This is a genomic window from Nitratireductor thuwali (assembly GCF_036621415.1).
Lineage (GTDB): Bacteria > Pseudomonadota > Alphaproteobacteria > Rhizobiales > Rhizobiaceae > Chelativorans > Chelativorans thuwali.
This window is the reverse complement of record NZ_CP030941.1, coordinates 2,013,695-2,034,364: the sequence shown is the minus strand read 5'-3', so window position 1 is coordinate 2,034,364 and position 20,670 is coordinate 2,013,695. Positions and strand designations below refer to the sequence as shown.

The 20,670-nt window shown below is 64.0% G+C and carries 18 protein-coding genes, 1 tRNA gene and 1 pseudogene; 12 read left to right on the top strand and 8 right to left on the bottom strand.

The features are described from left to right. The first annotated feature begins 200 nt into the window (after positions 1-200). The 5 genes and pseudogenes from NTH_RS09810 to NTH_RS09790 all read left to right on the top strand — a co-directional run bounded on the left by NTH_RS09810 (position 201) and on the right by NTH_RS09790 (position 4,009). Positions 201-290, top strand: a tRNA-Ser gene (locus tag NTH_RS09810). Between the two features lie 241 nt (positions 291-531). After that, positions 532-1,131 carry a glutathione S-transferase family protein gene (locus NTH_RS09805; protein ID WP_338529846.1) on the top strand — a complete coding sequence of 200 codons (600 nt, stop codon included), beginning with the start codon at positions 532-534 and terminating at the stop codon, positions 1,129-1,131. Between the two features lie 230 nt (positions 1,132-1,361). Next, on the top strand, positions 1,362-1,955 hold the full coding sequence (locus tag NTH_RS09800) for a cell wall hydrolase (protein ID WP_338529845.1): 594 nt from the start codon (positions 1,362-1,364) through the stop codon (positions 1,953-1,955). Between the two features lie 235 nt (positions 1,956-2,190). Beyond that, positions 2,191-2,430 carry a hypothetical protein gene (locus tag NTH_RS09795; protein WP_338529844.1) on the top strand — a complete coding sequence of 80 codons (240 nt, stop codon included), beginning with the start codon at positions 2,191-2,193 and terminating at the stop codon, positions 2,428-2,430. A 234-nt stretch (positions 2,431-2,664) separates the two neighbouring features. Further along, positions 2,665-4,009, top strand: a pseudogene (locus NTH_RS09790) (IS5 family transposase). Between the two features lie 141 nt (positions 4,010-4,150). Here the strand turns inward: NTH_RS09790 and fsa are convergent. After that, positions 4,151-4,804 (bottom strand): fructose-6-phosphate aldolase, encoded by a 654-nt coding sequence (fsa, locus tag NTH_RS09785; protein ID WP_338529843.1) that lies wholly within the window; start codon positions 4,802-4,804, stop codon positions 4,151-4,153. A gap of 94 nt (positions 4,805-4,898) precedes the next feature. On the opposite strand from fsa, the gene NTH_RS09780 reads away from it, so the two are divergent. The 7 genes from NTH_RS09780 to NTH_RS09750 all read left to right on the top strand — a co-directional run bounded on the left by NTH_RS09780 (position 4,899) and on the right by NTH_RS09750 (position 13,040). Continuing rightward, a complete protein-coding gene (locus NTH_RS09780; protein WP_338529842.1) occupies positions 4,899-7,082 on the top strand; it encodes a primosomal protein N' in 2,184 nt (727 codons plus the stop codon). A gap of 162 nt (positions 7,083-7,244) precedes the next feature. Next, a complete protein-coding gene (locus NTH_RS09775; RefSeq protein ID WP_338529841.1) occupies positions 7,245-7,640 on the top strand; it encodes a DUF4345 family protein in 396 nt (131 codons plus the stop codon). Between the two features lie 331 nt (positions 7,641-7,971). Beyond that, positions 7,972-8,532: a F0F1 ATP synthase subunit delta gene (locus tag NTH_RS09770; RefSeq protein ID WP_338529840.1), complete on the top strand. Its 561-nt coding sequence runs from the start codon at positions 7,972-7,974 to the stop codon at positions 8,530-8,532. Continuing rightward, positions 8,532-10,061 carry a F0F1 ATP synthase subunit alpha gene (gene atpA / locus NTH_RS09765; RefSeq protein WP_338529839.1) on the top strand — a complete coding sequence of 510 codons (1,530 nt, stop codon included), beginning with the start codon at positions 8,532-8,534 and terminating at the stop codon, positions 10,059-10,061. Before NTH_RS09770 ends, atpA begins: the two co-directional genes overlap by 1 nt. Before the next feature lie 12 nt (positions 10,062-10,073). Beyond that, positions 10,074-10,955, top strand: coding sequence for a F0F1 ATP synthase subunit gamma (locus tag NTH_RS09760; RefSeq protein WP_338529838.1), 882 nt, complete (start codon positions 10,074-10,076; stop codon positions 10,953-10,955). 81 nt (positions 10,956-11,036) lie between these two features. After that, positions 11,037-12,563, top strand: a complete 1,527-nt coding sequence (atpD, locus tag NTH_RS09755) for a F0F1 ATP synthase subunit beta (protein WP_338529837.1) — start codon at positions 11,037-11,039, stop codon at positions 12,561-12,563. 69 nt (positions 12,564-12,632) lie between these two features. Next, on the top strand, positions 12,633-13,040 hold the full coding sequence (locus NTH_RS09750; protein WP_338529836.1) for a F0F1 ATP synthase subunit epsilon: 408 nt from the start codon (positions 12,633-12,635) through the stop codon (positions 13,038-13,040). Positions 13,041-13,190: 150 nt separating this feature from the next. On the opposite strand, the gene NTH_RS09745 is transcribed toward NTH_RS09750, so the two are convergent. The 7 genes from NTH_RS09745 to NTH_RS09715 all read right to left on the bottom strand — a co-directional run bounded on the left by NTH_RS09745 (position 13,191) and on the right by NTH_RS09715 (position 20,645). Further along, on the bottom strand, positions 13,191-13,709 hold the full coding sequence (locus NTH_RS09745; protein ID WP_338529835.1) for an RNA pyrophosphohydrolase: 519 nt from the start codon (positions 13,707-13,709) through the stop codon (positions 13,191-13,193). Positions 13,710-13,717: 8 nt separating this feature from the next. Continuing rightward, positions 13,718-14,875, bottom strand: a complete 1,158-nt coding sequence (locus NTH_RS09740; RefSeq protein ID WP_338529834.1) for a divergent polysaccharide deacetylase family protein — start codon at positions 14,873-14,875, stop codon at positions 13,718-13,720. Positions 14,876-15,102: 227 nt separating this feature from the next. Beyond that, entirely contained in the window at positions 15,103-16,428 is a 1,326-nt protein-coding gene (locus tag NTH_RS09735) for a S41 family peptidase (protein WP_338529833.1), read from the bottom strand. Then, entirely contained in the window at positions 16,418-17,722 is a 1,305-nt protein-coding gene (locus NTH_RS09730) for a murein hydrolase activator EnvC family protein (protein ID WP_338529832.1), read from the bottom strand. The genes NTH_RS09735 and NTH_RS09730 overlap by 11 nt, the downstream gene beginning before the upstream one ends. A gap of 242 nt (positions 17,723-17,964) precedes the next feature. Continuing rightward, positions 17,965-18,444 (bottom strand): 23S rRNA (pseudouridine(1915)-N(3))-methyltransferase RlmH, encoded by a 480-nt coding sequence (rlmH, locus tag NTH_RS09725; RefSeq protein ID WP_338531856.1) that lies wholly within the window; start codon positions 18,442-18,444, stop codon positions 17,965-17,967. A 227-nt stretch (positions 18,445-18,671) separates the two neighbouring features. Next, positions 18,672-19,046, bottom strand: coding sequence for a ribosome silencing factor (gene rsfS, locus NTH_RS09720; protein ID WP_338529831.1), 375 nt, complete (start codon positions 19,044-19,046; stop codon positions 18,672-18,674). A gap of 237 nt (positions 19,047-19,283) precedes the next feature. Further along, on the bottom strand, positions 19,284-20,645 hold the full coding sequence (locus NTH_RS09715) for an MFS transporter (protein ID WP_422392373.1): 1,362 nt from the start codon (positions 20,643-20,645) through the stop codon (positions 19,284-19,286). Positions 20,646-20,670 lie beyond the last annotated feature (25 nt).

Sequence of the window (20,670 nt, the reverse complement as noted above, 5' to 3'; positions counted from 1 at the left end):
GGCCTCACGAAATAAGCGGCGCAGAGAACGCTCCACGCCGCAATAGGCGGGTCCATAATTCAAGCCGGCCGCAAGGTCAAGTCCGCTGCCGCCGATCGCGGCGCCCGAAACCGGATTCGGACCAGATTCAGCCTTGTATCGAAAGCGGTTCGCCGCTATCTAAGCGCCCGCGCAGGGCTTCGCCCCGCACCGGCGACCGCGGAGAGGTGGCTGAGTGGTTGAAAGCACCGCACTCGAAATGCGGCATACGGGCAACCGTATCGGGGGTTCGAATCCCTCCCTCTCCGCCATCCCGCCGATTGCCCTCTATGGCGCGATATCGCCGCCGATCTCCGCATCCTACCAATCTGCATAGCGAACCGCCGGTGCTAGGTTACAGCGCGATATATCCCGATTATATCTTGACGATCAGCGACGGCTGCTATCGATCCCATTGCGGCTGTTTGCGCTTCGCCCGGAACGATTGATTCGAGCTCAGGGCGGCCGTTCCTTGTCACTGGATTTCCGAGACGGGCAGGCTAATCTAGATAGATGAAGCTGTTTTATTCACCAGGTTCTCCATACGCGCGTATCGCACGTATCATGATACGTGAAAGCGGGCTGGCGGCCGAGACCATCGAGGTCTTGGCTGCGAACCGCCGACCCGATAATCCCGTGCTCGAATACAGTGCCGTTGGTCGTGTCCCTACACTGATTGACGGCGATCTCACGATCACTGAAGTGAGGCATGTGTATGACTACCTGGCATCGAAGTCCAGATCGGCACCGATACCGCATCCCGAATACTTGACTTGGCGAGAGATATGCCAGGAGGGTCAAATACTCGGTTTTCTGGAAGGAATTGCCAGCTGGGTCCGCGAGAACAGACGCGAACTCCACCTGCGCTCTGATTTCCTTGTCAGGGTTGAGACCGAGCGTTCGAAGCGTTGCCTGGCGTACTTGGAAAGTGAAGTTGACAAGAAGCGCCTTCCGGACTTTCCGGTGTTCCGAAGCATTGCACTCGCGGCGGGGCTCGGTCTGATGGAATTTCAGCAGCTCAAACCAGATTGGCGCGCCATCCATCCAGCGCTGGCAGCCTGGTACGATCGCCACGGAAATCGTGCTTCCATGCAGGACACACTACCGACCTGAACATGACCGCTAGTCCGCAAACCGACATCCCATAGCGACTGATGATACGACCGCCACCCACCCAATTATTGCCGTCGCTCGTGCCTCAATTTTACAGGGCTATCGTGTAGACGCAGTCCCTGTTTCACCGTTTTCGGTCCGCCGTATGGTCCGCGCAAATAAAGGCGGCGGTCCTGTGGAAGACCGGAGATGCCTTTTTCCTGCCGCATCCTTTTCAATGTCAGGCCCAATTGATCCTGCAGGAGCTCGCGAAAGAAAATACAACACGGGGCTGGCAGATGATGCAGTTGACAGCGGGCAGAGCGCTCGCCATGGGCGTTTTGTGCGCCGTTTTTCTTTCCCAGGGGGCTTCCGCGAGGGCTGTGCCTGTTCCGCAACCGCGACCCGAGTCGACACCGATCTACCGCAGCTATCAGAAGGAAATCGAGTGTCTCTCGCGGGCGATCTATTTCGAGGCGCGGGGAGAGCCGCATGTCGGTCAGAAGGCTGTGGCACGCGTCATCCTCAATCGGGTCGAAAGCAACTTCTATCCCGACACTGTCTGCGACGTCGTCTACCAGAACGACCATCTGAAGAATGCCTGCCAGTTCTCATTTGCCTGCGACAGTTTACCCGACCGGATCAGGGAACCGCGCGCGTTCGAGACTGCAGAGCTGATCGCACGCGCGATCTTCGATTGCGACGAGCGCCGCTGCGACGTCCACCAGCCGCTTAGGCGCTCCACTCACTACCATGCAGATTTCGTGCTGCCGGGGTGGGCGAGCAAGCTTGAGCGGACCGGCCAGGTCGGAAGGCACATCTTCTACTATACAGCGTCTATGTAGGTCGCCCCTCGAAAGGTGTCGGATCGGGGGCCCGTATCGACGTGCAAGAGGAGCGGAGCTGTGCCTCTGCAGCCGGGACGCCGTTCCGCAAAAATCATGGGCCGCCCTGACGCGCGCCGGTTCTCGCGAGAATTTGAATTCGGCCCACTTTGCGTTGCAATGGGGTGGGCCTATGATCGGGTTGGCCGCATCGGCGGCACCTGCCGCCGTCACAACCCCGGCCAGGGAGGCTTTCATGTTGCGAACGTTACTGCTTGCCGCCGCGCTTTTTGCGTTTCCCGCTTCCGCTCTGGCGCATTCGTGCCCGGCCGAGATGGCCGCGATTGATGCTGCCTTGGAGACAGCAAGCCTCAGCGAGGATGACAAGGCCAAGGTGATGGAGCTTCGCGCCCGTGGCGAGGCCGAGCACCAGGCCGGCAACCACGACGCGTCGATGGCCACGCTGGGCGAAGCCAAGGCCCTGCTCGGAATATAGCAGGGCCTTTCCATCGAGGCACTACAGGTCGGGCTGGTCGACGAACCGGCCCGACTTCGTCGGCCGTGAAGAATCCGGAAGCCACTGATATTTCGTAGAAAAAGTCTGCAGTGTTGATTTCGAGATTGCAGGAAACAGCCTTGTTGTGGGTCGTTTTCTTGCAATTCCAGTTTATGGTCTGCCCGGCGAAGCATGATTCACTGCCTTTATCGCGGTGAATCGGAGAGCCAGGCGATGGGCAAACCACGCGAGCGGCGTGAGACGGGAGAACAGGATCTGTTCCGCGCCCGCCTTGATCAGATTCTCAACATGAAGCACGAGCTGGTGCGGTTGACGCAGGCCATCGACTGGTCGGTGCTGGAAGAGCGTTTCGGCGCGGTCTATTCCGACGGGCCGGGTATGCCGCCCTTGCCGACACGGCTGATGGCTGGGCTGGCGCTCCTCAAGCACACCTTCAACCTGTCGGACGAGGCACTGTGCGAGCGGTGGATCGAGAACGCTTATTACCAGTATCTGTGCGGCGAGGAGTTCTTCCAGCACGAACTGCCTTTTGACCGCTCCTCGATGACGCGCTGGCGTCAGCGCATGGGCGAGGAACGGATCGCAGTCCTGCTGCAGGAAAGCCGTGCGTGGCGGTGAAGACTGGCGCGATGAAGCCGCAGGACACGCGGCGGGTCATCGTCGACACGACGGTGCAGCCCAAGAATGTCATGTTTCCGACCGGCGCCAAGCTTATCCATCGTGCCCGCGAGCGGCTGGTACGGCTGGCCAAGAAGACGGGGCTCGACCTGCGCCAGTCCTATGTCCGGGTCGGCAAGCTGGCGCTGATCAAGCATCAGCGCTATGCCCACGCCAAGCAATTCAAGCGAGCGGGCAAGGCGCTGCGCAAGCTGAAGACCTATCTCGGACGGACCATCCGCGACATCAAGCGCCAGATCGCCGGCGATGCGGAGCTGGACGCGGTCTTCAAGTGGCCGCTCTACCAGGCCTCCACCGTTCTCGAGCAGAGGCAACGCCAGCGTGGCCGCAAGATCTACAGCCTGCACGCCCATGAGGTCGAGTGCATCGGCAAGGGCAAGGCCCACGCCCCTTATGAATTCGGCGTCAAAGTCTCGATCGCCACCACGCTGAAGCGCTCGAAGGGCGGCCAGTTCGCTCTGCACGTCATGGCCCTTCCCGGCAACCCCTATGACGGCCATACCCTGGGAACGGTCATCCCCGCGATGCAAGACACCGTCGGCGCCGAGATCGAGCGCATCCTCGCCGACGCTGGCTACCGCGGCCACAACGCGCCGCAAAGCCACAGGTTCAGGGTCTTCACCGCAGGCCAGAAGCGTCGCGTGACGCCGGCCATCAAGCGCCAGATGCGACGACGACCCGCCGTCGAGCCGGTGATCGGCCATATCAAGAACGAGCAAGGATGGGCCGCAACTACCTCGCCCACGCCCAGGGCGATGCCATCAACGCCATCCTGGCCACCGCCGGCTACAACTTCTCCCTCCTGCTCAGGTGGCTGAAGGTGTTTTTGTCGTTCTTGATCGCTGTGCTTCAATTCCGGCCGATGCAGGCCGCCGCTTAGAACCCGGATTGTTCACGATCGACGACTTCCTTCGTGCAGTCATCATGCTTGTCCGTGTGCCGGCCCGAGGGGCCGTCCGCGCGCTGCTGCCGCGCAGATGGTGGAGGGCGCCCGAGGGCCGAACGGCGGTGCGTCCGGCCGTCAGCCGATCTTCTGGCCGGTTTTCGCCCAGTCGGCGAGGAAGGCTTCCAGACCCTTGTCGGTCAGGGGATGCTTGACGAGTGCCTTCAAGGTCGCGGGCGGAACGGTGGCCACGTCGGCGCCGATGAGGGCGGCCTGCTTGACGTGGTTGACGGTGCGGATCGAGGCGGCGAGGATTTCCGTGGCAAAGTCGTAATTGTCGTAGATCGTGCGGATTTCGGCGATCAGCTCCATCCCGTCGATCCCCAGGTCGTCCAACCGCCCGATAAAGGGCGAGATGAAGGTCGCGCCGGCCTTGGCGGCGAGCAGCGCCTGGTTGGCCGAAAAGCACAGCGTCACATTGACCAGGCGGCCGCTGCCGGTGATCTCCTTGCAGGCCTTGAGGCCGTCGAGGGTGAGCGGCACCTTGATGCAGATATTGTCGGCGATCTTCGACAGGATGTCGGCTTCCCTCATCATGCCGCTGAAATCGGTGGCGGTCACCTCGGCCGACACCGGACCTTCGACCATCGAGCAGATTTCCTTGGTCACTTCCTGTATGTCGCGGCCCGATTTCATGATCAGCGAAGGGTTCGTGGTCACGCCGTCCAGCAGGCCCAGATCGTTGAGCTCGCGGATCTCGTTCACATCGGCCGTATCGACGAAAAATTTCATGGTCTACTCCTTGGGTGGCGCTGGCGCGGACGGTGCAGCCTCTTATCTACACTCGGCCTTGCTCTAATCCAAGAAAACGGCAAGGTCACGCCTCATGAAACAAGATTCGGCAAGAACCGGTGTCATTCCCGTCATGGTGCCCATGCCGGCGGACAGACCCTATTCCTACGCCGTGCCGGCAGGGATGCGGGTGGTTCCGGGATCCATCGTGCGGGTGCCGCTGGGTCCGCGGGAGGTGGCCGGCATCGCCTGGGACGGCGAAGGGGGCCCGGTCGACGCGAAGAAGCTGCGGCCGATCGCGCATGTGTTCGACTGTCCGCCCTTGGATGCGCCGACACGCCGCTTCGTCGAGTGGATCGCTGCCTATACCTTGTCGCCCGCCGGCATGGTGGCGCGCATGCTTTTGCGCGCGCCGGCCGCGTTCGATCCCGAACCGCCCATCCAGGGCCTGCGGCTGACCGAGCGGCGGCCCGACCGCCTGACGGCGGCGCGCGAGCGCGTGCTGGCGCTCGCCGGTGACGGCCAGGCCTGGACGCGATCCGGTTTGGCGCATGCGGCCGGCGTCTCGCTCGGCGTCGTCGACGGGCTGAGCGCGCAGGGGATATTCGATACGGTCGAAATTCCTCCCCGCCCCATCGTGCCGGCGCCCGATCCGGATTTCGCCAAGGCGGAGCTATCGCCGGACCAGGCGGAAGCGGCGGACAGGCTGCGGCGCCTGGCCCGCGGCGATGCGTTCTCCGTCGGGCTTCTCGACGGCGTCACGGGCTCGGGCAAGACGGAGGTCTATTTCGAGGCGGTCGCCGCCGCGCTCGAAAAGGGGAAACAGGTTCTGATCCTCATTCCCGAGATCGCCCTGACGCAGGCATTCCTGGAACGGTTTCACGACCGGTTCGGGGCCAAGCCGGCCGAATGGCATTCGGACCTGCCGCCGCGAAAGCGCGAGCGCGTATGGCGCCAGGTGGCGGAAGGCCGGATACGCGTCGTCGCCGGCGCGCGTTCGGCACTGTTTCTTCCCTTCGATGACCTGGGATTGATCGTCGTCGACGAGGAGCACGACCCGGCCTACAAGCAGGAGGATCGCGTCTTCTACAATGCGCGCGACATGGCGGTGGTGCGCGGGCATATCGGGAGGTTCCCCGTCGTGCTCGCCTCGGCCACCCCGTCGCTGGAAAGCCGTGTGAACGCCGATCAGGGCCGCTATGAGCGCATCAAGCTGCCGGCGCGTTTCGCCGACGCGGCGCTGCCGGAGCTGAGCGCGGTGGATATGCGCAAGGCGCCACCCGAGCGGGGCGGCTTCCTGTCGCCGATCCTTATCGAGGCGGTCGGCAAGACGCTGGAGCGCAAGGAGCAGTCGCTGCTGTTTCTCAACCGGCGCGGCTACGCTCCGCTCACTTTGTGCCGGGTATGCGGCCATCGGTTCCAGTGTCCGGATTGCTCGAGCTGGCTGGTCGAGCACCGCTTTCGCGGCCAGCTCGTATGCCATCATTGCGGGCATAACGAGCCGCGTCCCGAGTCCTGTCCCGAATGCGGCACGCTCGACCACCTGGCTGCTTGCGGGCCGGGTGTGGAACGCATCGCCGAGGAAATCGACCGCCATTTTCCCGAGGCGCGCACGATCCTGCTTTCCTCCGACATGATAGGCGGCGTGAAGCGGCTGCGGCTGGAGCTTGAGGCGATCGCGGAAGGCCAGGCCGACATTGTCGTGGGAACGCAACTGGTGGCCAAGGGACACAATTTCCCCGGCATGACGCTGGTCGGCGTGGTCGATGCGGATCTGGGTCTTGCCAATGGCGATCCGCGCGCGGCCGAGCGCACCTTCCAGCTCCTCAGCCAGGTGACGGGCCGGGCGGGGCGTTCCGGGCGCAAAAGCCATGGGCTGATCCAGACATACCAGCCCGAGCACCCGGTCATGAGGGCGCTCGTCTCGGGCGATGCGGAAGCGTTTTATGAAAGGGAGATCGCCGAGCGCGAGCGGGCGGGGCTGCCGCCCTTCGGCAGGCTGGCGGCGCTCATCGTCAGCGCGGCAAGCCGGGCCGAGGCGGAGGGCCATGCCCGTGCGCTTCGCCGGGCAGCCCCGGCATCCGGCGACCTCATGACGCTCGGCCCCGCCGAGGCGCCGCTTTCGCTGATCGCCGGACGCCACCGTTTCCGCCTGCTCGTCCAGGGCGGGCGGCGCGCCGACATACAGGCCTATCTGCGCGCCATGATAGAAGCCGCGCCGCGCCCGCGCGGCTCGGTCCGCGTGCAGGTCGACGTCGACCCGCAGAGTTTTCTATAGCTGTTGTCCCTGAGGCTTTCGCTGGCGCTTGACGGCGTGCGGCTTTGCTGGCAGCCCTTTGTCTGTGCATCCACCATGCGTCGTCACGGCACAGTGCCGATCAGCGGCAATGCATATAGGTTTGAAGCAGGCCGGTTTCGGGCCTGCGGAATGGGGGCAAGAATGGATTTCGCGTTTCCCTGGCCCTACAGCCAGGGCGAGTGGCTGGCCTGGAGCGTGGCGGCTTTTACCGTGCTTTTGGGAGCCTGCGCGCTTTTCGCGCCGCGGCTGACGCTGCGGGTGCTGCGATTGGAGAACGAGCCCTCGCGGGCTTCAGGCGTCTCGTCGGTGAGGGCGCAGTTGGGCGGCTTCTATGTCGGCATCGGTCTCGGCGCCATCCTGTTCGCCCAACCGCTGGTCTACATGGTGCTCGGTCTGGCGTGGGCGCTGGCGGCTTTCGGGCGCCTGGTTTCCATGATGTCGGACGGCGCCAACACGCTCTACAACTGGCTCTGCCTCATGGTCGCGATCGTGCTTGCGGCGCTGCCGCTGGCCTTCACCTTCGGCTTCATCGGCTGACGTCGCAGCTGCGGCATCGGCCCGCAAACCGGATCGACCTTCGGCAAACGCGATGCGCAAATTTCATAGGCTGCAGCGTCCTTCGCCCGCCCAAACGGACGCACGACGCTGCAGCCGCGCAGCGGCTGCGACAAAACCTCCCCTTTCGCCGCCCTGCGGCGTGTTGCGAGTCCGGGAAGCCTGTGCTAGACGGCAAGCGGCTTTCGGCCGGGGGACGGTGGCACGCGTTCTCCTGTGTTGAAATAACATCAACAAGGTCAGGGATTTAGCCCGAGTCTTCGCACTCCAGCGTCAAATCTCGCGACCCTCAGCTGTGAGAAGAGACCATCCCGTGGCAGAATCTGGCTCGATGATCTCCGGAGTGGCAGGGCGTTATGCGCAGTCGCTGTTCGAACTCGCCAATGAAGCGAAGGCCGTTCCAGCCGCTGAAAGCGATCTGTCGCGCTTCGAGGAAATGCTCAAAGGCAGCGACGATCTTCAGCGCCTGATCAAGAGCCCGGTCTTTTCAGCCGAAGAACAGTTCAAAGCCATCGGCGCCGTACTCGACAAGGCCGGCATCACCGGCCTGGTCGGCAATTTCCTTCGCGTGACCGCGCGCAACCGGCGCCTTTTCGCCGTGCCGCAGATGATCCGCGCCTTTCGGCAGATCGCCGCGCGGGCCCGGGGCGAGGTTGCCGCCGAGGTGTCCGTCGCGCATAAGATGACCGCGGCGCAGGAAAAAGAGCTCAAGGCCGCCCTCAAGGAGGTTGCCGGCAAGGACGTCACCATGGATGTGACGGTCGATCCCTCCCTTCTCGGCGGACTTGTCGTCAAGCTCGGATCGCGCCAGATCGATACTTCGCTTAAAACCAAACTCAATTCGCTCAAGCTTGCACTGAAAGAGGTCGGCTGATGGATATCCGCGCGGCGGAAATTTCCGCAATTCTCAAGGACCAGATCAAGAATTTCGGCAAAGAGGCCGAAGTTTCGGAGGTCGGTCAGGTCTTGTCCGTCGGTGACGGCATTGCCCGTGTCTACGGCCTCGACAATGTCCAGGCCGGCGAGATGGTCGAGTTCCCCGGCGGCATTCGCGGCATGGCGCTGAATCTGGAAGTCGACAATGTCGGCGTGGTCATCTTCGGCGCCGATCGCGACATCAAGGAAGGCGACACGGTCAAGCGGACCGGAACCATCGTCGACGTGCCGGTGGGACCCGAGCTTCTCGGCCGCGTGGTCGACGGCCTCGGCAATCCGATCGACGGCAAGGGACCGATCCAGGCCAAGGAGCGCCGCCGCGTCGACGTCAAGGCGCCGGGCATCATTCCCCGCAAATCGGTGCACGAGCCGATGTCGACAGGCCTCAAGGCCATCGATGCGCTGATCCCGGTCGGCCGCGGTCAGCGCGAGCTGATCATCGGCGACCGCCAGACCGGCAAGACAGCCATCCTTCTCGACACCTTCCTCAACCAGAAGGCGCTCAACGACGGCGACGACGAGAGCCAGAAGCTCTACTGCGTCTATGTCGCCGTCGGCCAGAAGCGCTCGACCGTCGCGCAGTTCGTGAAGGTGCTGGAAGAGCGCGGTGCGCTGGAATATTCCATCGTCGTCGCCGCCACCGCCTCGGACCCCGCGCCGATGCAGTTCCTGGCGCCGTTCGCCGGCTGCGCCATGGGCGAGTATTTCCGCGACAACGGCAAGCACGCCGTTATCGGCTATGACGATCTTTCCAAGCAGGCCGTGGCCTATCGCCAGATGTCGCTGCTGCTGCGCCGTCCGCCCGGCCGCGAAGCCTATCCGGGCGACGTGTTCTATCTGCATTCCCGCCTTCTGGAGCGTGCTGCGAAGCTCAACGAAGACAATGGGTCGGGCTCGCTGACGGCGCTGCCGATCATCGAGACGCAGGCGAACGACGTGTCAGCCTACATCCCGACCAACGTGATCTCGATCACCGACGGCCAGATCTTCCTGGAGACGAACCTGTTCTTCCAGGGCATCCGGCCGGCCGTCAATGTCGGCCTGTCCGTGTCGCGCGTCGGCTCCGCCGCCCAGATCAAGGCGATGAAGCAGGTGGCGGGCTCGATCAAGGGCGAGCTCGCCCAGTACCGCGAGATGGCGGCCTTCGCCCAGTTCGGCTCGGACCTCGACGCCGCCACCCAGCGCATGCTCAACCGCGGCGCGCGCCTGACGGAGCTTTTGAAGCAGCCGCAGTTCTCGCCGCTCAAGACGGAAGAGCAGGTCGCGGTCATCTTCGCCGGCGTTCAGGGCTATCTCGACAAGCTGGCGCTGAGGGACGTGACCCGTTTTGAGCAGGGCCTGCTGGCGCATATGCGCAGTGAGGGCAAGGACGTGCTCGATGCGATCCGCAAGGAAAAGGCCCTGTCGGACGATCTGCGCGGCAAGCTCAAGGCCGAGATCGACGCCTTCGCCAAGAACTTCGCCTGAGGTTTGTGACGCATGGCTTCCCTCAAGGACCTTCGCAACCGGATCGCCTCGGTCAAGGCGACGCAGAAGATCACCAAGGCGATGCAGATGGTCGCCGCGGCGAAGCTGCGCCGCGCGCAGGAGGCCGCGGAAGCCGCGCGGCCCTACGCCCAGCGCATGGGCGCGGTTCTGGCCAATGTCGCTTCGACGGTGTCGGGTAGCGATGCACCGCCACTGATGACAGGCACCGGCAAGGATGACACCCATCTGCTGGTCGTGGCGACCGCCGAGCGCGGTCTGTGCGGCGGGTTCAACAGCCAGATCGCGCGCCATGCGCGCGAGCATATCCGCAAGCTCCTGTCGGAAGGCAAGACGGTCAAGATCCTCTGCATCGGCAAGAAGGGGTATGACATTCTTCGCCGCGAGTACGGCCAGCTGATCATTGATCGGGTCGACCTGCGCGAGGTGAAGAGGGTCGGGTTCGTCAATGCCGACGAGATCGCCAAGAAGATCATCGGCCTGTTCGAGAACGGACAGTTCGACGTCTGCACCCTGTTCTATTCCGAGTTCAAATCGGTCATCAGCCAGGTGCCGACGGCCCTGCAGGTGATTCCGGCGCAGCCGCCGGCAGCCGGCGAGGCTGAAAGCCAGGGCTCCGACGCGGCCTACGAATATGAGCCGGACGCGGCGGGCATCCTGGCCGACCTCATCCCGCGCAATATCGCCATCCAGGTCTTCCGGGCGCTCCTGGAAAATGCCGCCGGCGAGATGGGCGCGAAGATGACCGCGATGGACAATGCGACGCGCAATGCGGGCGAGATGATCGATAAATTGTCGATCACCTACAACCGTCAGCGCCAGGCGCAGATCACCAAGGAACTGATCGAAATCATTTCGGGCGCGGAAGCGCTCTAATTCCTGCATTCGCAATTCCGGACGGAAAACCGGTTCGCACTTTTCCTGGAATTGCTCAACGGACCGAAGAGGTTATAGATTATGGCTAGAGCAGCGACACCGAAAACGACTTCGGCGACCGCCAAGAAGGCCGCGCCCGCCAAGCGTGCGTCGGCAACGAAGACGACAGCGGCGGCAACCGCTGCCGCGCCCGGTGCCAAGGGTACGATCCGCCAGGTTATCGGTGCCGTCGTCGACGTGCACTTCACCGACCATCTGCCGGCGATCATGAACGCGCTGGAGACGGACAATCAAGGCAACCGCCTGGTGCTCGAGGTGGCGCAGCATCTGGGTGAAAATACCGTCCGCTGCATTGCCATGGACTCGACCGAAGGTCTGGTGCGTGGGCAGGATGTGACCGACACCGGCTCCCCGATCACCGTGCCTGTCGGCCCGGAGATGCTGGGGCGCATCATCAATGTCATCGGCGAGCCGATCGACGAGGAAGGTCCTGTCACGGCGACGGAGATGCGTCCCATTCACGCGCCCGCGCCGGAATATGTCGATCAGTCGACGGAAGCCGAAATCCTGGTCACCGGCATCAAGGTCCTCGACCTGCTGGCGCCTTACGCCAAGGGCGGCAAGATCGGCCTGTTCGGCGGCGCCGGCGTCGGCAAGACGGTTCTGATCCAGGAGTTGATCAACAACGTCGCCAAGGCGCATGGCGGCTATTCGGTGTTCGCCGGCGTGGGTGAGCGTACCCGCGAAGGCAACGATCTTTATCACGAGTTCATCGATTCGGGCGTCAACAAGAAGGGCGGCGGCGAAGGCTCCAAGGCCGCCCTCGTCTACGGCCAGATGAACGAGCCGCCCGGCGCCCGCGCGCGCGTCGGCCTGACGGGCCTCACGGTCGCCGAATATTTCCGCGATCAGGGCCAGGACGTGCTGTTCTTCGTCGACAACATCTTCCGCTTCACCCAGGCGGGTTCGGAAGTGTCGGCGCTTCTCGGCCGCATTCCTTCGGCCGTGGGCTACCAGCCGACGCTGGCCACGGACATGGGCGCCCTGCAGGAGCGCATCACGACGACCAACAAGGGTTCGATCACTTCGGTGCAGGCCATCTACGTGCCCGCCGACGATCTCACCGACCCGGCGCCGGCGACCTCCTTCGCGCATCTGGACGCCACCACCGTGCTCAATCGCGCTATCTCGGAAAAGGGAATCTACCCGGCCGTGGATCCGCTCGATTCGACCTCGCGCATGCTCGACCCGATGATCGTCGGCGAGGAGCATTACGAGGTGGCGCGCGACGTGCAGCAGACGCTGCAGCGCTACAAGTCGCTGCAGGACATCATCGCGATCCTGGGCATGGACGAGCTCTCCGAAGAGGACAAGCTGACGGTGGCCCGTGCCCGCAAGATCGAGCGCTTCCTGTCGCAGCCCTTCTTCGTGGCCGAAGTGTTCACCGGTACGCCCGGCAAGCTGGTCGATCTCGCCGACACGATCAAGGGCTTCAAGGGCCTCGTCGCCGGCGAGTACGACCACCTGCCCGAGGCTGCCTTCTATATGGTCGGCACCATCGAGGACGCCATCGAGAAGGCGGAGAAGCTGGCTGCGGAAGCCGCCTAAACTTCAGCCCATATGGTCTTCAGGCGAGGCAAGCGATTGCCTCGCCGATATTCAGATCGGTAGGACGTCATGGCTCAATCGTTCAAATTCGAATTGGTCTCGCCCGAGCGGCTTCTCGTTTCCGAGGAGGTCGACCGGGTCGTGATCCCGGGAGCGGAAGGCGAAATGACCGTCATGGCCGACCATGCGCCGGTCATGACCACCATCAAGCCGGGCGTCATCACCGTTTCCAGCACCGCCGGCAAGGAGGACCGCTATGTGGTGTTCGGCGGTTTCGCCGACATCCTGCCGGAAGGTTGCACGCTGCTCGCCGAATCGGCGGTTCATGTGGACGACATCGACCGCGCCGATCTTGCCCGCCGCATTCAGGAGGCGCGCGAGGACATGGAAGACGCCAAGGACCACGAGGCGCGCACGAAGGCGGAAGAGTTCCTCGGCCAGCTGACGACGCTCGAAGGGGCGATCCTGCCGGCTTAGAAGCGCCGTGCGTCCATTCGGACGCACAAGGACACTTATCTCTTTGTTTTCCGCATTATGCGGACGTCAGGTAGTTTCACCTGGCTGCAAAATGCTACAAGGCGCATATGGTCTGATGAAAGCCGGCCGCGAGGCCGGCTTTTTGCCGGCTCAGGCCGCAAGGTGGCGGAAAGCGGCGACCACATCTTCATAAAGGCGGCGCTTGAAGGGCACGATGAGGCCCGGCAGCGCGTCCATGGGCTTCCATGCCCAGGCGTCGAATTCGGGCTCGTGGCCGCCCGGCGGCGGGTTGATCTCGATCTCGCTCTCGTCGCCCTCGAAGCGGAAGGCAAACCATTTCTGCGTCTGGCCCCGGAACTTCCCTTTCAGGGCGATGCCGATCAGATGCTCCGGCAGGTCGTAGTTGATCCAGCCGGGCGCCTCGGCGAGCAGCGAGACGCTTTTCATGCCGGTTTCCTCGTAGAGCTCGCGCTTGGCGGCTTCCAGCGGGTCCTCGCCCTCGTCGATGCCGCCCTGGGGCATTTGCCAGAGCATGGTGGCGCCGTCCATCTCGCCCTTTGGCTCGACTATCCGCCGGCCCGCCCATACGTCGCCCGCATCGTTCAGCACCATGATGCCCACACAAGGGCGGTAGGGCAACTCGTCTGCCTTCTTCTTCGCAACAGCCATATCGTTCGCTATCCTTCAGGGTCCAATGCGACGGCCGAGACCGGCACGAGCTCGATGCCGCGCGCGCGGACTTCTGCGGCCCAGGCGGCGACGGTCTCGATCGTGACGTCGAGGGCCGAGCCGGTGCCGACGGCATGGCCGCGTGCGCGGGCGATACGCTCCAGCTCGTCCAGCTTCTTCAGTATCGCACCTCTTTCCTGAGCGCCATCGATGACCGTATCCCCGGCGGCAAACGGAACGCCTTTCCGGGGGGCAAGGGTGTCGGCAAGGCTGCGCGCCGAGGTGCCGTCGTCGAGGAAAGCCAGGCCGCGCTGCCCCAGTTCTTCCATGAGCAGGTCCATCGCGTCCGCATCGGCGGTGAAGCGCGCGCCCATATAGTTCATGACCCCGACGTAGTTCGTCATGCGCGACAGCGCCCAGCGAAGGCTCTGCGCGTTCTCCTCCCACGGAGCCTCGGTCAAAAGCGTCCTGGGGCCGGGATTGACGGCGGGGTAGTCGAACGGCTCGAGCGGGAGCTGGATCATGATCTCGTGGCCCTCGCGCCGGGCCGTCTGCATCCAGCGCGACAGGCTGTTGCCCTGCGAGGCAAAGGCGAGCGTGATTTCGGGAGGAAGGCTTTCGATCGCGCGCTGCGTGCCCGTCTGCGAAATGCCGAGACCGCCTATCACCAGTGCGATCCGTGCGCCACGCGCCCCGGACCATGGGCGGGCATAGGCATCGAACGGCCTCCGGCCGGCGGCGTTGCGGATGGGAAGCGGCCCCGTCTCCGACGGCTCGAGAAGGCTCCGGTCGGGCAGATGCGCGGTGCGCGGGTTCTGGCTGATTTCTGCTGGATCGCGGATGACGACGACGCTGTCGCTCGGGCGGGGCGTTTTCGGGTCGAGATGGATGATCGAGGCGCCCGGCGCGCCCGAACGCGGCGTGGACGCCCCGGATTCAGCGCTTGCCGCCTGCGTTTCCGTCTCGCCCTGGGCGAGAGCGGTCGCCACCTCAGGCTCGGAGACCGCTGCGGGCGAGGGGGAGCGCAGGGGATCGCCGCTCAATGACAGGAAGGCGGAGATTCCGACAAGCCCAACGGCGGTGCAAATGCCTGCCGCCGCTGTCAGGCCCACGCGTCGTGCCGCGCGCTTGCGGCCGGGCTTCACCTGGCCGAGAGGCCTGTCCATATCGTCCCGACCCGGTTCCATTCGCTCGTGCAACCCCATCGCAGGTCTAGGGCCTAACCCCAAAAATGCCGCCGCGCGACCAGCGGCAGCGAATCATCGCTAGCCGACGGGATGATAGCGCAGTTGAAGAGGTTTGATGTCGGTGGGCCGGTTCTTCCGCGTCTCATTGCCCGCGGCAACGATGTGCGAACGCACGCCGCAGGGTCTGCGGCGTGCGTTCACAGGTCCTACTGGTTCATGACCGCCTTTTCGGGGTTCGGCGGAAAGGCCGGATCGGTCTTCACGCCGCGCAGCAGGTCGAGTGCGTAGCCGAGCTGCACGTCATCCTCTGGTTCCGGGGGAACATAGGCGATGGAGCCGGAACCTTCCGTGCTTTCCAGCTCGCCCTGGATATGGCCGCGCAGGTCCGATTCGCCGCGTGAAAGGTCGCGTCCGGCGAGTTCTTCGGGCAGGGGCTGCTCCACCTTGATGTCGGGCGTGATGCCCTTGCCCTGGATGGACTGGCCGGACGGCGTGTAATAGAGCGCGGTGGTAAGGCGCAGCGCCCCGTTCTCGCCCAGCGGGATGATCGTCTGAACGGATCCCTTGCCGAAGGACTGGGTGCCGACCACGGTTGCGCGGCGGTGATCCTGCAGGGCGCCCGCCACGATCTCGGAAGCGCTAGCCGAACCGCCATTGATCAGCACGACCAGCGGCTTGCCGTCGGTCAGATCGCCAGGCTCGGAGCCGAAGCGCGAGATGTCGTTCGGCTGGCGTCCGCGTGTCGAGACGACCTCTCCACGATCCAGGAAAGCGTCGGAGACCTTGACGGCCTGATCGAGAAGGCCGCCCGGGTTGAGCCGCAGATCGAGAACGTAGCCCTTCAGTTCGTCGTCGGGGACGGCGCTCTTGATCGCGTCGACAGCCTCGCGCAGGTCGTCCATGGTCTTTTCGGTGAACGAGGTGATCTTCATGTAGCCGATATCGTCTTCGACGCGATGCTTGACCGCCTTCACCTTGATGATGTCGCGGACGATGGTGATCTTGAGCGGCTGAGCCTGGCCCTCGCGCAGGACCGACAGCTCGATCGGCGTGTTCACCGGGCCGCGCATCTTGTCCACGGCATCGTTGAGCGCCATGCCGCGTACTTCTTCGCCGTCGATTTTCTCGATGAGGTCGCCGGGCAGAATGCCGGCGCGCGCGGCCGGGGTGTCGTCAATGGGAGACACCACCTTGACCAGCTCGTTTTCCATCGTGACTTCGATGCCGAGGCCGCCGAACTCGCCCTTGGTCTGAACGCGCATATCCTTGGCGGCGTCGGCATTCAGGAACGACGAATGGGGATCGAGCGAGGTGAGCATGCCGTTGATGGCGCTCTCCACCAGCTCCTTGTCGTCCGGTTCCGTCACATATTGCGCACGCACGCGCTCGAAGATGTCGCCGAAGATCGCCAGTTGGCGATAGGTCTCCGTGCCCGCCGCAACCGCAGCCGATCCGCTTGTGCCGTGGACCAGGCTGACGGCGGACGCGCCCATCAGCGCGCCGGCAAGCAATAGGGACAATTTACGTATCATTTCCCGTCCTTCCAGATAATTCCCGAGCCCACCAGAGCTTGGGATCGACCGGTTTCCCATCCTTCCTGAACTCGACGTAGAGTTCGGGAACGGCACTGCCCGCGGCAGCCGTGGTGATACTTGCCAGTCTTGCCTCGCCCATCATGCCTATCGGTTCACCCGCCAACACGGTTTGCCCCAGTGAGACATGCAGCCGGTCCATGCCAGCCAGTACGATATGATAGCCGTCGCCGGGGTCCAGTATCAATAGCTGGCCGTATGAACGAAACGGACCCGCATAGAGCACCGTCCCATCAGCCGGTGCGGTGACGATCGCGCCTGATTGTGTCCTTAGAATGTCACCCTTGAGGGTGCTTCCGCTGCCGTCGTCCTCGCCGTAGTAGGAGACGAACTCGCCCGCGACAGGCAGGGGCAGAAGGCCGGCGCGGCGGGTGAAAGGCAGCGCCTCCGCCAGCCCGTTTTCCTCGCGCGCATCCTCGGCGTCGCGCTCCTGGCGGGCGCGCCTTTCCTCCAGCGCGGCGCGAAGGCTTTCGATCTCGGTCTGCAGCGAGACGATCAGCCCCTGCAGGCTGTCGGCGCGCAGGGCCAGGTCCTCCGCCTTCGCCAGTTCTTCTTCCATCAGGGCTTCCGTTTCGTCCTGAAGACGGCGCTTTTCGGTCAACAGACCGGTCAGGCGCTGTTTTTCATGGGCCTGTTCCGCCACCTTGCTTTCAAGGCTCTCCCGCTCCGATCGGATGGAGGCGACGATGCGCGCCAGTTCCTGGAGGTCGGCCACCAGGACCGCAGTCTCATCCCGCAGTTCCGGCACGACCGCGCCCAGCAGAATGGCGCTGCGCACCGAGGCGAGCGCATCCTCGGGGCGGACCAGTATGGCTGGCGGAGGGTTGAGGCCCATGCGCTGCAGGGCGCCCAGGACCTCGGCAAGGGTCCCCCGCCGGGCGCGGAGCGAGGTCTTCAGCTCGTTCTCCCGCTCGATCAGGTTCTCCAGCCTGCCTTCGATGGCCTGGATGTCCTCGCTGAGCTTGCGCTCGGTCTTGACCGCCTGGATGAGAGCCGCCGTCAGCGCCGCATTGTCGTTCTTGACCGCCGCGAGCTCGGCCGCCAGCTCTTCCTGCCGCTGTTGCGAGAGCTCCATTTCGCGCGCGACGCGGTCGAACTCCTCCTGGCTCTTGTTCTGTTCGATCTCCAGCGTGTCGACGGACTGGGCTGCGGCCGGAAGCGCTGCACAGGCGAGGAAGGCGGCGGCGGCGAGCCCCCGGATCCCCGTTCCGCAGCTGAGCTTCCGAATGTTCATCCCATGCCTTCCGCCTACGGCGTCCTCGTTGGAGCCTCGTCTGTTGCAGGAACCGGCTAGGGTCAGGACCCTGGGTTCTCGCGAACAGAAGCGCGTGCCCGGTCGCCCGGCCTTTCCTTACGCCAGGATACACGCAACGCTCGTCACATCACAGTAGTTCGGCTTCGTTAAGGAAGCATCAACCATGGTTCGGGACATCACCCTTGCCAGTCACACGGCAATCTCCACCGCACGCCACGCCATCAGTCGCGATGGTAAGGATGGCCGGCGAGGATGGTCGCCGAGCGGTAGAGCTGCTCGGCCAGCATGATGCGCATGAGCTGATGCGGCCAGGTCTGCGCGCCGAAGGATATTGCGATCTCGGCGGCGGCGCGTGTCTCGCTGTCATGCCCGTCCGGTCCGCCGATGGCGAACGTCACCTGTTTCACGCCCTCGTCGCGGTAGCGGGCGATCGTTTCGGCCAAAGCGCGCGAGGAGATGTTCTTTCCTCGCTCGTCGAGCAGGAAGATCGCGCCCGTGCCGGCCAGTTCGCTCAGCTTGCGGCCTTCCTCGCGCTTGCGCTCGGCGGGTGTTTGCGCGCGGCTTTCGGCGCATTCGGTCACGCCCGCAAACTCGATGCCGACGGCGGGTCCGCTTTTGTGCAACCGATCGAGAAAGCGGTCGGCCAGGTCGCGTTCGGGGCCGGCCTTCATTCGGCCGACGGCATGAATGAGAATACGGATGTCAGCCTCGCTGTTCAGGTGGGCGCACCACATGCGCCCGCCGCATGGCCTCCAAGGCTTGCAACGTCCCTCGTGCGTCCAGAAGGACGCACGGCGCGGTCGGGCGCCGCCACCGGCGGCGGTATGTGTCGGACCGCACGGATTTCATCGTCGGTCACGACGATCCGTCGTTCGCCTCCAGCATGTTGCAGTCCGAAAAGCGGTTCTCCGCTTCCCGGAGCCATGCTTCAGTGCAGCGTTTCGTCCTCCAGGTCGGGGGCCGCCCACATCTTTTCGATGTTGTAGAACTCCCGAACCTCAGGCCGGAACACATGAACGATGATATCGCCCGAATCGATCAACACCCAGTCGGCTCCGGCAAGACCCTCGACGCGTGCCGCGCCGAAGCCTTCTTCCTTGAGCGCCCGGAGCAAATGTTCCGCGACGGCCGCCACGTGACGGTGCGACCGCCCGGACGCCACGATCATGTGGTCGGCCAGCGGCGATTTGCCCTGAATGTCGATGGAGACGATGTTTTCCGCCTTGGAGCCTTCCAGGCTCGTCAGCACGGTCTGGATGGCGCGAGACAGGCTGTCGCCGCTTGCCCCGGCCGGTGAAGGCATGATTTCAGCCTTCTTCTGCAGTGCTGTTCTCAGTGTCTTTCCTTTCCAACAAGAACAACCAGGCTGCACGACACTCTGTCGCGCACCGTAAGCTTGAACCAAAATCCGATTCTGGAAAAGCGAAAACGGCAAAGCCGGTCGTCAGCCTCTTGCCTGCGGGCGGATCAGTCTGCCGCATTTCCGCCATCCGGTGGATGGTTCAGGCAGTAGATAGATAGGCAGACATACTTGTCAGTTTCAAGACACGCCTGCCGGAGTTTCGTCCGATTCGTCGGTCCGCTCCGGCTCCTCGGCCGTTTCGTCGGGATAAAAGGCGAGTTCGGCCGGCAGGGGCGCCTGGGCCGGCAGCGGCGCGAAGTCGGTTGTCTCCTCGGACGCAGGCGCCTCGGCAAGCCTGATCCGCCACAGGACGAACGCGCAAAAGGCGACCGCCACCACGATGGCGACATACATGAAGGCTTCGGTGCCGAACACCGCCGTGAGCAAGGTCGTGCCGCCGGGGATGAGGAAGCCGGACAGCGACCAGGCGAACAGCATCGTGCTCGACAGAGCCACGAGGTCGCCCTTGTGGGCGCGGTCGCCTGCATGGGCGCTCGAAATGGAATAGATGGCTTCCGTCGCGCCGCTCCAGATCATGTAGACGGCCAGCATCCAGATCAGGGCGCCGCCGTCGACGCGCGTGGCAAGGATGCCGCCGACGATGACCAGGAGCGAAGAGGCGACGAGCACATAGCGGCGGTCCATGCGGTCCGAAATCCACCCGGCCGGAATCTGGATCAGGATGGTTCCCACCGGCATGGCGAACATCAGCAGCGCCACGTCCTGCTGACTCAGGCCGGCGGCGGTGGCATGGATCGGCGCGAAACCAGCCACCATCATCGACAGACCGCCGACGGCCAGCATGCCCGCAACGCCCACCGGCGACACCTGCCAGGCAAGCTTCAGCGCTATGGAGGCGGTTTCCGGCGGCGGAGGCGGGCGCAGGCGCGTCAGCCCCACCGGGATAATGGACACAGCGGCGAACACGACGCCGATCATCGGCGCGGCGTTGGTGGCGATGTCGATGAAGCGCAGCGAGAAGGAACCAAGTCCGAGCGCCACGACGTAGGTGACGTAGAATATCGCCATCACCCGGCCGCGGATATTGTTCTCGAGCACATCGTTCAGCCAGCTCTGGGCCACGATGAAAAGCCCGTTCATGGCGAAGCCGTAGAGGACGCGGGAGCCGAGCCACAAATAGGGCTCCGTCATCATGCCGATAAAGGCGTTGGAGAGGATGACGATGGCCGTCAGCGTCATGAACACGCGGGCATGGCCGACGCGGCGCACCATGTGCCCGGTCATGAAGCAGCCGACCATGCCGCCTGCGGCCAGCGCGGTGAGGATGGCGCCTGCCCAGGTCGGACTGAAACCCTCGGCCGCCAGTCGCAGCGGAATGAAGGCGAACATCAGCCCGTTGCCGATGGCGACGAGCCCGACAGACAGGATGATCGAGGCAACGGCGATCGCCGGCGTCGGCAGGCTCTCGCTGCCGTAGTCGGCGAGTGGCTGGCTTGCTTCCGCTTGTGCGGCCATGACCTGGTCTTTCAAAGGGTTCATGAACGGCTACATGCCGACATGGCGC